This window comes from Roseibium sp. RKSG952 (assembly GCF_009711355.1).
In genome coordinates, this window is record NZ_SMMF01000962.1 from 90,234 (window position 1) to 103,986 (window position 13,753).

14 protein-coding genes are annotated in these 13,753 nt (G+C 56.2%); 2 read left to right on the top strand and 12 right to left on the bottom strand.

Annotated elements, in window-relative coordinates; translation table 11 throughout:
- The 8 genes from E1297_RS44470 to E1297_RS44505 form a co-directional block, all read right to left on the bottom strand.
- Positions 1-889: BMP family ABC transporter substrate-binding protein (locus E1297_RS44470; RefSeq protein WP_209016396.1), on the bottom strand; the 889-nt coding region annotated here is incomplete at its 3' end.
- Positions 890-1,053: 164 nt separating this feature from the next.
- On the bottom strand, positions 1,054-1,452 hold the full coding sequence (locus tag E1297_RS44475) for a GNAT family N-acetyltransferase (RefSeq protein WP_209016363.1): 399 nt from the start codon (positions 1,450-1,452) through the stop codon (positions 1,054-1,056).
- A gap of 11 nt (positions 1,453-1,463) precedes the next feature.
- Entirely contained in the window at positions 1,464-2,054 is a 591-nt protein-coding gene (gene tsaB, locus E1297_RS44480; protein WP_155149899.1) for a tRNA (adenosine(37)-N6)-threonylcarbamoyltransferase complex dimerization subunit type 1 TsaB, read from the bottom strand.
- Positions 2,044-2,607 (bottom strand): NifU family protein, encoded by a 564-nt coding sequence (locus tag E1297_RS44485; protein WP_155149901.1) that lies wholly within the window; start codon positions 2,605-2,607, stop codon positions 2,044-2,046. Before E1297_RS44485 ends, tsaB begins: the two co-directional genes overlap by 11 nt.
- 69 nt (positions 2,608-2,676) lie before the next feature.
- The gene (locus tag E1297_RS44490; protein WP_155149903.1) at positions 2,677-3,270 is read right to left on the bottom strand and encodes a 2-hydroxychromene-2-carboxylate isomerase; all 594 of its coding nucleotides are present in this window, start codon (positions 3,268-3,270) and stop codon (positions 2,677-2,679) included.
- Between the two features lie 9 nt (positions 3,271-3,279).
- A complete protein-coding gene (locus E1297_RS44495; protein ID WP_155149905.1) occupies positions 3,280-3,735 on the bottom strand; it encodes a universal stress protein in 456 nt (151 codons plus the stop codon).
- A gap of 75 nt (positions 3,736-3,810) precedes the next feature.
- Complete coding sequence (locus E1297_RS44500; protein ID WP_155149907.1) at positions 3,811-4,674, bottom strand: branched-chain amino acid aminotransferase; 864 nt, start codon at positions 4,672-4,674, stop codon at positions 3,811-3,813.
- 58 nt (positions 4,675-4,732) lie between these two features.
- Positions 4,733-5,209, bottom strand: a complete 477-nt coding sequence (locus E1297_RS44505) for an Lrp/AsnC family transcriptional regulator (RefSeq protein ID WP_368669855.1) — start codon at positions 5,207-5,209, stop codon at positions 4,733-4,735.
- A gap of 114 nt (positions 5,210-5,323) precedes the next feature.
- Here E1297_RS44505 and E1297_RS44510 point away from each other — a divergent pair, with 114 nt between their 5' ends.
- Positions 5,324-6,373, top strand: a complete 1,050-nt coding sequence (locus tag E1297_RS44510) for a Glu/Leu/Phe/Val dehydrogenase (RefSeq protein WP_155149911.1) — start codon at positions 5,324-5,326, stop codon at positions 6,371-6,373.
- 62 nt (positions 6,374-6,435) lie between these two features.
- Here E1297_RS44510 and trpS read toward each other — a convergent pair whose 3' ends face one another.
- Positions 6,436-7,464: a tryptophan--tRNA ligase gene (gene trpS / locus E1297_RS44515; protein ID WP_155149913.1), complete on the bottom strand. Its 1,029-nt coding sequence runs from the start codon at positions 7,462-7,464 to the stop codon at positions 6,436-6,438.
- 86 nt (positions 7,465-7,550) lie between these two features.
- Between trpS and E1297_RS44520 the strand changes: the two genes are divergently transcribed.
- Positions 7,551-8,237, top strand: coding sequence for a rhomboid family intramembrane serine protease (locus E1297_RS44520; protein WP_155149915.1), 687 nt, complete (start codon positions 7,551-7,553; stop codon positions 8,235-8,237).
- 4 nt (positions 8,238-8,241) lie between these two features.
- On the opposite strand, the gene murJ is transcribed toward E1297_RS44520, so the two are convergent.
- The 3 genes from murJ to E1297_RS44535 are packed head-to-tail and all read right to left on the bottom strand — an operon-like array spanning position 8,242 to position 13,731.
- Entirely contained in the window at positions 8,242-9,783 is a 1,542-nt protein-coding gene (gene murJ / locus E1297_RS44525) for a murein biosynthesis integral membrane protein MurJ (RefSeq protein WP_155149917.1), read from the bottom strand.
- A complete protein-coding gene (locus E1297_RS44530; RefSeq protein WP_155149919.1) occupies positions 9,780-12,599 on the bottom strand; it encodes a [protein-PII] uridylyltransferase in 2,820 nt (939 codons plus the stop codon). Before E1297_RS44530 ends, murJ begins: the two co-directional genes overlap by 4 nt.
- The gene (locus E1297_RS44535; protein WP_155149921.1) at positions 12,559-13,731 is read right to left on the bottom strand and encodes a penicillin-binding protein activator; all 1,173 of its coding nucleotides are present in this window, start codon (positions 13,729-13,731) and stop codon (positions 12,559-12,561) included. Before E1297_RS44535 ends, E1297_RS44530 begins: the two co-directional genes overlap by 41 nt.
- Positions 13,732-13,753 lie beyond the last annotated feature (22 nt).

Below are 13,753 nucleotides of genomic sequence, written 5' to 3' on the forward strand. Positions count from 1 at the left end.
CGTCGTTGACCAGTGCTGCGTTGTTGTCGTCCATTGCGACACCAACACCTTCTTCGGCCAGACCCATGGCAAATACGCCGGTTTCAAGGTCTTCGCCGCCGCTCATTGCATCATAAACAGCAACGTCGACGCGTTTCAGCATCGAGGTCAGAACCTTGCCCGGGTGCAGGTGGTTCTGGTTGCTGTCCACGCCGATCGACAGGATGCCTTCATCAGCTGCGGTCTGCAGAACACCAACGCCTGTGCCACCCGCAGCGGCATAGATCACGTCTGCACCCTGGCTGATCTGGGCTTTGGTCAGTTCCGAGCCTTTAACCGGATCGTTCCAAGCCGCAGGAGTTGTGCCGGTCATGTTGGCGACAACGTTGATATCAGGGTTCACAGCCTTGGCACCCTGCGCATAACCGCAACCAAAGTGACGGATCAGCGGAATGTCCATGCCGCCGATGAAACCCACGGTGCCCGATTGGGAGGCCATCGCTGCCATCATGCCGACCAGATACGAGCCTTCATGCTCGGCAAAGCCGATCTGACGGATGTTCGGCGCGTCCAGCCAGGTTACGTCAACCGCGACGAACTTGGTATCGGGGTAGTCGCCGGCTACTGCGGACAGCGGATCTGCCATCGCGAAACCCATGGTTATGATCGGGTTTGCGCCTGCTTCGGCAAAACGGCGCAGAGCCTGTTCGCGCTGAGCTTCTGACTGAAGCTCGATCTCGCGGTAGGTGCCGCCGGTTTCATCGGCCCAACGCTGCGCGCCATTATGTGCCGCTTCGTTGAACGACTTGTCAAATTTACCGCCCAGGTCAAAGATCAGCGCGGGCTCGGCCAGAGCTGCGCCAGCTGTCAGTGCAACCGCAGCGGCTGCGCCCATCAAAGATTTCATCAGGGTCATATGTTACTCCCGTTGGTTTTTGTCGGTTCGGTGCCAAGATAGCCCCGTTTACCCACTCAGAGCGAGCATAACCGTTGTGATGGCGGGAATTAAGGCCGTTTGCAACAGGCGGGGTCAACTGAATTTTGACCATATGGTCGAAAAAATTGCATCTACCGCTAGGGCAAGCTGCGTTCCATTACAATTGCGTCCGCATTTTTATCGTTTTTCCGCAAATAGTAGCCTTTGCGCCGTCCACAGGGGCGATAATTGCAACTTTGGTACAGCTTAAAGGCGGGATGATTGTCTTCAGCTACGTCCAGAAACGCGCGGGTGGCACCCAGTTCGATGGCTTTGTTGTGCCAGTTCTCCATGCAGCGCCGGCCCAGCCCTTGCCGTTGATACGCCGGGTGAGTCGCAATTGTCAGCAACTCAGCTTCTCCGGCGATGACCTGAAACAAAGCAAAAGACTGTTCGTTCCCAACAACATGGGTGAAGCGATTGGTCAGAAGGTCGGAAAACTCATCCTCTGTCCATGGGCGGGATTGGGTGAACGCCGCGGCGTGAGTCGATGCCAAGCCCTGAGGTGTCATCCGTCTAACAGTACGGGTGGCACATCTCTGGATGGTGCGGCGTCAGCCGGCCGTATGTAGAGCGGTGCGGGTGGTTCTTGAACTGTTGCCCAACGTTGCGCGGCAATGCGGGCGATAGCCGATGCCTGAGATGCGGGCTCAGAACAATTGAAAAGAGGCCCAAGTGATTCTGCCTCATCCCGAGACTTCAGTTGCGGAGAAGACCCTGGAAGTTGCACGTACACCTGATCTCGCGGAGCAACGATGACGGGAATCTCACCATCGGGTGCAAGATCTGCCAACGCTTCAAACCCCGAAACGCCAACTGCAGGTACCGCAAGACCTAGTGCGAGACCCCGTGCCGCCGACACCGAAATTCGTATGCCAGTAAAATTGCCGGGGCCTACGCCAACCCCGATCGCATCCAGATCCTGCCAGTTACAATCCGCTTCTGCCAGAACCTCTTCAAGCAGAGGCATCAGCCGCTCAGCTTGTCCGCGGGTCATGGATTCGGCCTTTGATACCGCGATTTCACCCCCGCGCAGCAAAGCGGCCGCGCAATGCGCGGCCGATGTATCGAATGCCAGTATTGTTGGTTCAGACGGCAACAGGGCGAACCTCGGTCACTTCGGGGATGTAGTGGCGCAGCAGGTTCTCGATGCCCATTTTTAGGGTCAGAGTCGATGACGGGCAACCTGCGCAGGCCCCTTGCATGTGCAGATATACAACGCCCCGGTCGAACCCATGGAACGTGATGTCTCCGCCGTCCTGAGCAACGGCCGGGCGCACACGGCTGTCCAGCAGATCTTTGATCTGGTTCACGATTTCTGCATCTTCGCCAAAGTGCTCAGCGTGGCCGGATTCGGTGACGGCTTCGGCGCCCATGACAGGCTGGCCAGACTGATAGTGTTCCATAACAGCGCCAAGAACAGCCGGTTTGATGTGATCCCACTGGACGTCATCCGACTTGGTCACGGTCACGAAATCATTGCCAAAGAACACACCGGTTACACCGCTTACGGCAAAGATGCGTTTGGCCAGTGGTGACTTTTCAGCAGCTTCGGCGTTGGGAAAATCTGCTGTTCCAGCGTCCAGAACAGCCTGGCCGGGCAGGAATTTCAATGTTGCCGGGTTCGGTGTGGATTCGGTCTGGATGAACATGGCGGAGCTCCGTTTCAGTTGCTCCAGATATGCGGGCAGGGGCCCGGGAAGTCAAGATTTGGAACCGTTCTAAATTTGGGCGGCGTAAGAAATAGCTGCATCCAATCTGTCATCACCCCAGAACAACTCTTCTCCGACCAGAAAGCTGGGTGCCCCGAAGATGTCGTGCGACTTTGCCATTGCCACCTGTTCAATCAGGGCTGACTTGATGTTGGGGTCGCTGGCCTTATCAAGCATTTCGATGGGTAAATTCGCCGATTGCATGCACTCTGCCAGCACAGATTCATCCGAAATGTCGCGCCCCGAACCAAACTCTGCAGAATAAATGGCGCGAACAAACGCGGCCTTTTGATCGGGTGCTTCGATAGCCAGTACCAAACGCGCAGCTTTCAGGCCATTCTGAGGGAATCTGGCAGGCCGCGCGAAGGGTAGCCCGCGCTCAGTACAAAGCCGTTCCATATCGCGCCACATATAGCGGCCCTTGGCGGGATAGATGTTGAACGGAGAGTTATCCCAGCCTTGTTCTGCGAAGATCGGACCCAGCAGAAATGGTTGCCATTCGACAACCACACCCTTTGCGGCCGCGGCTCGCTCGATCCGCATTGCGCTGAGATAGGAATAGGTCGAGGCAAATTCGAACCAGAACTGAATTTGCCTTCCCATCAGCCTGCCTCAAGTAATCTCTTCCAGTTTCTCTTTGCTCAGATCACCGGGGACGATGGTGATCGGAATTGGCAGGCTGCCTGCGTTGCGTGACAGCTGGGTAACAAGCGGGCCGGGGCCCTTTTTATCTGTACCAGCACCCAGAACAAGCACACCAATTTCCGGATCGTCACGAACATGTTCGATGATTTGTGGCACCGGTTCGCCCTCGCGAATGGCGAGTTCGGGTTCTACACCCTGTTTGTCGCGCATCCATTTCGCGAATACCTCGAAATGTGCGTGAATACGTTCGCGCGCTTCTTCACGCATGACTTCAGCGACACCGATCCAGTGATTGAACTCATCTGGTGGAATAACGGACAGGACAGTAACGCCACCGCCAGTATGCGCCGCACGCATCGCGGCAAAACGCATCGCGTTCAGACACTCGCGACTGTCATCAAGTACGACCAGGAACTTGCGCATGAATATCCTCTTTGTTTTCAGCGATCATGCCCGAGCATTTGCCTGCTGGCAACTCGAACAAACAGAGGCAACGCGCTAGCGGTTGCTTGCGGCCCAGTCCCAATAAAGCGCACGCGCGCGGCGGGCGATAGGGCCAATCTGGTACTGCGTATCGTCCAGTGCAGTCACAGGTGTAACCTTGTTCATATTACCTGACATGAACACCTCATCCGCGTCATGAAAATCTTCGAAACTCAGAATGGTTTCGTGCACGGTTACGCCGTCTTGGCGCAGGTTGTCGATGTGGCGGGCACGTGTGATTCCAGCGAGGAAAGTGCCGTTGGGTGTCGGCGTGAAAACCTCGCCATCACGTACCATGAAGATATTCGCGGTGGCGGTTTCAGCGACATGGCCCATTGCGTCAGTCACCAGTGCGTTTGAAAACCCTTTGGACCGGGCTTCTTTCAGCATCCGCGCATTGTTGGGATAAAGGCATCCGGCCTTGGCATTAACGACTGCGGATTCCAAAATCGGACGTCGAAATCGGGTCGAAGTCAGCGTGGCTGAGGCAGTTTCCGCTGCCATCGGAATTTCTTCGAGACAGATCGCAAAACCCGTGCTGTCCTCCTGAGGGACAATCGCAGTCGCATCCCCGTCGATCCCCCAGTACATCGGGCGGATATAAACGGCGGCATCCGGAGCGTAGCTTCCCAGGCCTTCCTTTACGATCTCCTCCATCTGTTCGGTGGCGACATTCGGCGTAAGCATCAGCGCCTCGGCCGAGCGATTGACCCGTTCGCAATGGGCTGCAAGGTCAGGGGCCATCCCCTCAAAATAACGTGCGCCGTCGAACACTGACGATCCAAGCCAGGAACCGTGATCCGCTGCACGCATGATCGGGGCGTCCCCATCATGCCACTGACCTTCGAAATAGGTTCGGATGTTCGTACCGACTGCCATGATCCCCTCCGTTCATTCTGGCGAAACCTAGGAGGGCACAGCACCGAGGTCCAGAGGATTATCCAATCGACAAGGGCAACACATCCCGTTTGACCATGGTGCGCAGAGCGAAATTGGACCGCAGATTTCGAATTCCCGGAATTTTCATCAGCCTGTTTTCCAGGAATGCATCGAATGCATTCAGGTCTTGAACAACAACTCGCAGCAATATGTCGCGGGATCCGGTCATAAGATAGCACTCCATGACTTCATCACAGCGGCGAATGGCTTTCTCGAATGCATCGATAGCGTTCCGGTCCTGCTTTTCCAGTTCGACCGAAACAAAAATTGTGACGCCAAATCCAAGCAATTCTGCGTTTACCTGCGCAGCATATCCCGTGATCGCGCCGTCTCGCTGAAGCCTTTCGAGGCGCCGCGCACAAGGTGTTGCAGACAGTCCGACATGCTCGGCCAGATCGATGACAGTCATTCGCCCATCCTTTTGCAGAGCGCGAATGATCTTTCTATCTATCTGATCCATGGTGAAATACTCCATCTGATGGCTATCTTATAGAGTAAAGCACTAAAATCTCGCAAGCCAGCAGTGTCCATTGGCGAAAATCTCTAGGCAATACGTGCCAGAATCGCTTTGTCATTCCGGAGGTAGATAATGGAAATCCACCCAATTGACGCGCCAGGGCACGAGCGCGTGGTTGAATTTAAAGATACGGCACACGGATTGCTGGGCTATGTTGCGATCCACTCAACGCAATTGGGGCCAGCCGCTGGTGGCGTACGGATGCGACCCTATGGGCATCCGACTGAGGCATTGAATGACGCGCTGAGACTTTCACGCGGTATGACATTCAAGAACGCTGCCGCTGACCTTCCGCTTGGGGGTGGTAAGGCAGTTATCATAGGTGATCCTGCGGCAGAAAAGTCCCCTGAATTGATGAAAGCCTTTGGCCGCGTCGTTCAGCATCTGGATGGTCAATACTGGACTGCCGAGGATATGGGCATGACGCCTGCCGACATGGCGCATATCGGGTCTGAAACCCGGTACGTCGCCGGTCTGGCAGAGGGTGATTTTGCCAGCGGGGATCCGTCTCCGATCACCGCTAGGGGCATTTTCAATGCGATCCGCGTTGTTGCACGCCATCGATTTGGAACGGCTGGGCTGAAAGGTAAAACTGTCTCGGTTCAGGGTTTGGGCAATGTCGGCTGGCATTTGTGCCACCTGCTTCACGAAGGCGGTGCTGAGTTGGTTGTAGCCGATATTGACCGGCAGCAATGTGCTCGGGCAGCAGATCAGTTTTCGGCGAAGGTGGTCGAGACCGATACAATCTATTCAGCAGAGGCTGACATATTTGCACCCTGCGCGATTGGAGGCATTCTGAACGAGACCAGCATCCCGTTGCTCAAGGTTTCTGCCGTTGCCGGCGGGGCGAACAATCAATTGGCCACGGATGCTGATGCGCAGCGACTGCATGACTGCGGTATCCTCTATGCCCCGGACTTTGTTGCGAACGGTGGCGGCATCATAAACGTTGCGACCGAGATCCTGCAGGTTGCCGAACGTCAGGCCTTCGTGGATCTCAGATTGCAGGCTCTGGAACTTACGATGGATCGGATTCTGACCCGTGCGCAGGCTGAAACGGTCAGTCCGCATGAGGTGGCGGAATCGATTGTACAGGAAGTACTGCGCCCTCAGGCAGCGTAAGATTCCAAAGAGAAACGCCGCCCGGTTTGGGGCGGCGTTCTATGTTGTTTTATTGCGCGATCTCAGGATTTACCTGCGCCCACCATTCCGATGATCTCGTAGGTGTCACGCAGGATCGGGGCTGCGATCTCGCGCGCGCGTTCCGCGCCACGTGCCAGAATGCGGTCGATCTCTGCCTGATCTCCCATCAGACGTGCCATCTCGGTCGAGATCGGCGACAGCTTTTCAACTGCCAGATCAGCAAGCATTGGCTTGAACTCTCCAAACTGCTTGCCGCCAACCTGAGCCAGAACCTGCTCTACCGATTGATCGCTGAGCGCGGCATAGATGTTGACCAGATTGCGAGCCTCGGGGCGTTCGGACAGGCCATCAACCTCGGAGGGCAGAGCATCCGGGTCGGTTTTGGCTTTGCGGATCTTCTTCGCAATCGCTTCGGCATCATCCGTCATATTGATCCGGGTCATGTCGGACGGATCCGACGAAGACATTTTTCGCGAACCATCACGCAGGTTCATCACGCGCGGTGCAGGGCCGCCGATGACGGGTTCGGTCACCGGAAAGAAATCCACGCCATAGTCATGGTTGAACTTGATTGCGATATCGCGAGTCAGCTCTAGATGCTGTTTCTGATCTTCACCCACCGGCACATGCGTGGCGTGATAAGTCAGGATATCCGCTGCCATCAGCGCCGGATAGGCAAACAGACCGAGCGACGCGTTTTGCGCATTCTTGCCTGCCTTGTCCTTGAACTGTGTCATCCGCTGCATCCAGCCCATGCGGGCGATACAGTTGAAAATCCACGCCAACTGAGTGTGCTCGGCCACCTGGCTTTGGTTGAACAGGATGGATTTTTCCGGGTCCAGACCGGCGGCAATAAAACCCGCGCAAACCTCGCGTGTCTTCTCACGCAGACGGGCCGGGTCTTGCCAGACGGTGATCGCGTGCAGGTCGACCATGCAATAGATGGTCTCGTAATCCTCGCCCTGCATATCCACAAAGCGCTTGAGCGCACCAAGGTAGTTGCCAAGGTGCAGGTTTCCCGAAGGCTGGATGCCGGAAAACACGCGCGGCGTGAATTGGGTCTCGGTCATCGAAGGGAACTCCCGTCTGGAAAAATCAGTCCCCGTCGCTTACCCATGAGGCCAAGGGACGTCAACAGCCGCAAAGGTAAAGCCCAATGAGCAGTGAGCATTATACACCTGCAGTTAATCCTCTGCCCCCCGTCGTGATGGCACTGGTGCTGTTTGTCATGGGCATTGAACTGGCGTTCACGCTGGGCAGCCGAGGGTTGGTTGGTGGGCCAGACGCTGTCGGGTGGCGGCTACACGCAATAGACAGTTACTCGTTCTTTGCAGGTCAGTTTGATCGAATGCTGGAAACCGGCGACTGGCGCATAGATAGCCTCAAGCGTTTGGTAACGTACCCTTTTGTTTCAGGAACCTTTACCCAGGCGATTTTTGTCTGCGTCTTTATTCTGGCGATGGGCAAGATGGTGGCCGAGGTGTTTGGCAGCATTGCTATGTTGTTGATCTTTGTTCTGTCCGGTGCCGGAGGCGCGCTGGTTTATGCTCTGCTTCTTAACCCAAGCCACCCGCTGATCGGTGGGTTCCCACCGGTCTATGGTCTGATCGGAGCATTTACCTGGCTCTTGTGGCGCAAACTGTCTCTGGTCGGAGAAAACCAGTCGCGTGCCTTCCAGTTGATCGCAGTTTTGATGGGCATTCAGTTGCTGTTTGGACTGATCTTTGGCGGCACATCGGATTGGGTGGCCGACCTAGGTGGATTTGCCACCGGTTTTGGCCTGTCTTTCTTTCTGGCCCCGGGGGGCTGGGCGCGTATTGTCAGCCGAATCCGTCGGGACTGATAGCTTATGACCGGCGCAGGGCGCGCTTGAATTCAGAGATTTCGAAAGCGCCCAGCAGGTGCCCAAGGAAGAAATACGAGGCCGCCGCGATCTTGATCAGCAAGATCAGTGCAAGGTAGCGCCAGCCCGATAGTTCCAGCGTCCAACCAAAGAAATGGATTGCTGTATAAAGAACCGCTCCCATCCCCAATGAGGCTGCTATGATCCGCCATGCCCGTCGTTTGAACCGGTCGTCAAAACGGGCTTCTTCCCCCATTTTTCTCGCGCCGATAGCCAACAAGGCAACCATGGCCCACCCAGCGACCGACGCAGCGATGGCCGGAGCGATCCAGCCGATTAGCGGATAGAGACCAAAGGCAAGTGCTGCGTTCACGACCATGGCAACCAGGGCGTAGTGAAACGGAGATTTCGTATCCTCCCGCGCAAAGAACAAAGGCTGCAACAGTTTTTGTAGCATGAATGCGGGCAGGCCGATGCCATAGATAGCCACGGCCAGCGCAGTGGCAGCAGTGTCTTCCGCGCTGAACTGACCGCGTTCAAACAGGACCGAAACCAGCGGGTTAGGAATGATCACAAACGCAACCGTTGATGGAATGGTCAGCAACAGTGTGAATTCACCGGCCCGAGAAAACGCGTTTCGCGCCCCTTCTTTGTCATCGGCACGCAACCGGCGCGATAAATCGGGCAGCAGAACAATGCCGACAGCAATACCAACCACACCAAGCGGTAGCTGGTACAGCCGGTCGGCACTGAACAACCAGCTTATAGCTTTGTCAGTCTGCGACGCGACGCGTTGCCCGACCACCAGATTGACCTGCGTCACCCCCATGGCCAAAGCTGCCGGAACCGCTACGCGTACCATGTGACGCATATCGGGGCTCAACTTGGGCAGGCCGGGGCGGATGCGAAAACCAGCGCGTTCAGTTGCGACCCAAACCAAGCTTAGTTGTGCAACGCCTGCGATTGGAATGACGACAAGCAGCCATCGAATGATCTCGCCTCCCAAAACCGCACCTGTGATCATGGCAGCGCATGCAAATATGTTGAGCAGAACCGGCGCTGCGGCAGCTGCGGCAAAGCGGCCGGTCGCATTGAGGACACCGGAAAACAAAGCCGCCAGCGACATAAACAGTATGTACGGAAACACAATGTACCCATAGTCGACCGCAAGATCGAAACGCCCATCATCCGAAAACCCGTCAGCAACAAGCCATACTAACCCGGGCATGAAGACCATTGCCAACCCGACCAGAGCCAGAACGGCGGCTGACAGAAGGTTAAAGGCGTCTTGCGCAAAGCCCTGCGCATCTGCCCCTCCCTCCAAACGTTTCGAAAACATGGGTACGAAAGCTGCGTTAAATGCACCTTCAGCAAAGAAGCGGCGGAACATGTTTGGTAGACGAAACGCGGCGACAAAAGCATCCATCACCGGTCCCGGTCCGATATAGGCATTCAGCAGGATTTCCCTGAGAAAGCCCAGAATACGGCTGGTCAGGGTCCAGAAGCCGACCGTGAAGAGGCCCGAAAACAACCGGATCTGCTTCATGAGGCAGCGCGCTCCGCACCTTCGGTGATCGCCTTGCGCAGCTTGGCCTCAAGACCGCGCTGTTTGCTTTCGGAATGGTATTTCAGACCGAACATATCCTTGACGTAGAAAGTGTCGACAACCTGCTCGCCATAGGTGGCGATCACGGCATTGGCGATATAGACATTCGCAGCCGCGAGTGTCCGCGTCAGATCATACAGCAGACCGGGCCTGTCACGGGTATCAACTTCGATGATCGTGTAGATTTCAGAGCCGTCGTTATCAAACGTGATATGGGTCGGCACGTTGAATGCCTTTTCACGCTTCTTGATCTTGTCGCGGGATTTCAGGGCGTCGCGAGCCACGACCTCACCCTTGAGGGTTTTGTGGATCATCTGGGTCAGGCGTGGCAGGCGATCCGCCTCGAACGGATGACCTTCTGCATCCTGAATCCAGAACGCGTCGGTCACATATCCGTCTTTGGTTGTGTAGCTGCGCGCATCAACGACATTTGCCCCCACCAATGCCAGCGCACCGGAAATCCGTGCAAAGATACCGGGGTGATCACCCATTGCGAAACAGGCACGGGTGGCGTCGCGATCCTCATCGGGATGCAGGCGGATTTCCATCGAACCCGGGTCACCGCTATGTTCCAGAACGCGCAACATCTCGGCGAACTCGACATGTGTCGCTAGGTTCAGGCCCTGCCAGTAGGGGTCATAGTGACGCGAGGTTTCAGCCTTGAGATCAGTTTTGGACCAGTCCTCAAGCTCGGCGCGCAGCGCTTTCTTGGCTTCTGCACCGCGATTGGCCCGGTTGAGGTCTTCCATTCCCGTTTCCAGCGCACGCTTGGTTTCGGCATGGAGTGCCCGCAGCAGTGTGGCCTTCCAGTTGTTCCAAGTATTCGGTCCCACACCCCGGATGTCGCAGACAGTCAGCACGGTCAGCAAATCCAGCCGTTTGACCGTTTTCACGGCCTTGGCAAAATCGCGCACTGTTCTTGGATCCGAGATATCCCGTTTCTGCGCCATATCTGACATCAGCAGATGGTAGCGTACCAGCCACTCGACGGTCTCGGCCTCGGATTTGTTCAGACCTAGTCGCGGCGCAACCTTGCGGGCGATTTTGGCTCCGAGGATTGAATGGTCCTCTGGCCGTCCTTTGGCGATGTCATGCAAAAGCAAGGCCACATACAGAACGCGCCGGCTGACGTCACCTTCAAGGATTGATGACGCGAGCGGAAGTTCCTCTATCAGTTCGCCGCGTTCGATTTGTGCCAGGTTGATGATGCATTGGATCGTATGCTCGTCGACGGTGTAGCTGTGATACATGTTGAACTGCATCATCGCGACAATGTGTTCGAATTCCGGGAGAAACGCTGACAGCACGCCCAGTTCATTCATTCGCCGCAAGGCACGTTCCGGGTTACCGTGCTTCAACATCAGATCGAGGAAGATGCGCTGAGCCTCTTTGTCATTGCGCATTTCGTCATCGATCAGATTCAGATTGGCCGTGACCAGCCGCATTGCATCCGGATGGATCAGCATCCCGGTTCGCAAACCTTCTTCGAACAAGCGCAGAAGGTTCATCTTGTCGGATAGAAATTTGTCCGGATCAGCGACATCCAACCGACCGTGCACGATCCTGTAACCGGGCTTAACCCGTGGGCGTCTGCGAAAGATACGCTCCAACAGTGCCGGGCTTTTCATATGTGAAGCTTCCAGCTTTGTCAGAAAGATCCGGGTCAGTTCACCCACGCGGGTCGCTTCGCGGAAATAGCGCTGCATGAAAACTTCGACAGCCCGGCGACCGGCGCGGTCTTCGTAACCCATGCGGTCTGCGACCTCGACCTGCAGATCGAATGTCAGCTGTTCTGTGGCACGTCCTGTAACCAGATGCAGGTGCGAGCGTACGGCCCACAGAAACTCTTCTGCCTGAACAAAGGTATTGAACTCTTCCGGTGTAAACAGACCTAGCGGCACCAATTCCGCGACATCCTGAACGCCATAGATATATTTGGCGATCCAATAGAGCGACTGGAGGTCGCGCAGGCCGCCTTTGCCCTCTTTCACATTGGGCTCGACCATATAACGTTCACCCTGTTTGAGGTGACGCTCATCTCGTTCCTGCAGTTTTGCTTCGATGAACTCCTGCTCGGAACCCTTGAAAAGATCGGCTTTGAGCTGACGATCAAGCTCCTTTGCCAGATCCTCATCTCCGGCCAGATAACGCTGTTCCAGCATCGCTGTCCGGATGGTGAAGTCATCCGTTCCCAACCGAAGGCAGTCTTTGATCGTGCGCGATGAATGGCCGACCTTAAGTCGCAAATCCCAGAGCATGTAGAGCATGGACTCAATCACGCTCTCGGCCCAGGCCGTGATTTTGTACGGGGTCAGGAACAACAGATCGACATCCGAGGATGGCGCCATCTCTCCGCGCCCGTACCCTCCAACCGCCAGCACGGCGATCTTTTCGCCACGTGTCGGAGTCGCCAGAGGATGCAGATACTCGCTGGCAATTTTCATTGCCGTACAGACCAGCCCGTCTGTCAGATAGGTATACGAGCGAGTAAGCGCGCGCGCCTCAAACGGACGCTTGCCAAATGCCTCGGCAATCGCCTTGCGCCCGGTCTTTTGCACGTCACGCAGGATGCGCACTGTTTCATTGCGCATCGATGCAGTGTCGAGGTCTTTCTCGAACGCTTCCGACAACAGGGCGCTTACCCCGTCACTGTCGAATATATCGTTCGCCGGGCAGATAAGTTCGCCGGTTGGCAATCGTACCTGTGCCGGTCGATCAGAAGCCGGCGCCAGTGAAGCTTTGTGGGGCAGGGTCAATCACAACCACCTGTTTGTTCTGGATCGTGGCCACTGCCAGACCGCGTTCATTCGTACCGTTCGGACGCAGGCGGAAGATGCCGCCGACGCCCTGGAAACCAGCATTCTGTGTCAGGGCCGAGGCTGTCAAAGCGTCGGATTTGCCCTGGCTGACCAATGCGCCGATTGCAGCAATTCCGTCATAAGCGAGGCCGCTGATTGGATGCGGTGCAGTGCCGTAAGTGGCGTTATAGCGCTGTCTGTAAGCTTGTGCCTTTGCCGGGTCGGGCAGGGCAAACCAGCCACCCTGAACTCCGGGCAGTTCCAGCGTTTGGGGCGGGATATCCCAGCGGGTCAGCCCGATAAATTGTGTTGTCGCGGGCGACACACCGGATTCGGGCAGCAATTGGGTAAACAGGGGCAGAGCACCAGCAGTCGTCGCCGTCAGGAAAATCGAATCCGCGCCCGAAGAATCAACGGTTGCCTTGATGGTGGGTACCGAGTTGATGACACCTTGCTGTGAACGATCATATCCGACCGTACCCGCATTGTTGACGCGGCTGCTGCTCAATGCAGTTGAAATGGCCGACTGTCCCAACTGACCGGCAGCATCATTGCTGTGGACGATGACCATTCCGGTTTTGCCGCGGCTGCCGGCAAAGTTCACCAGACGGCTGGCGGTGTTATCGAATGTGGGCCCAAGGACAAAGACATTGCCGCCTGCAATGCTGGTATTGTTCGAAAAGGACAGAACGTTGACTTTGTTGTTCAGAACGGCAAGTCCGGCGGCGTTTGCAGCCTGTGCATATACCGGCCCGATGATGATCTTGGCCCCGTCGGATACCGCCTGCTGTGCAACTGCCGATGCGGTACTCGCATTGCCAGCAGTGTCATAGACCCGCAGGTCGATCTGTACGTTCTTCAGATCCGCCATCGCTAGCCGGGCTGCGTTTTCAAGGCTTTGTGCCAGCGCTGCATCACCCGACTGCGCCGACCCTTTCGGAACCAGCAATGCGACCGGAACAGGTTTGGAGGTATTGATCGACGGGCCGCCGCCGATTGCCCCCGGCTCACATGCGGCCAGAAACGCCGCGGTAGCTAATACAGCGGCGGATTTCGCCAGCTTGCGTACGGGCTTGCAAACGGTAAACATCTAAATGAAAACTCCCTGATCC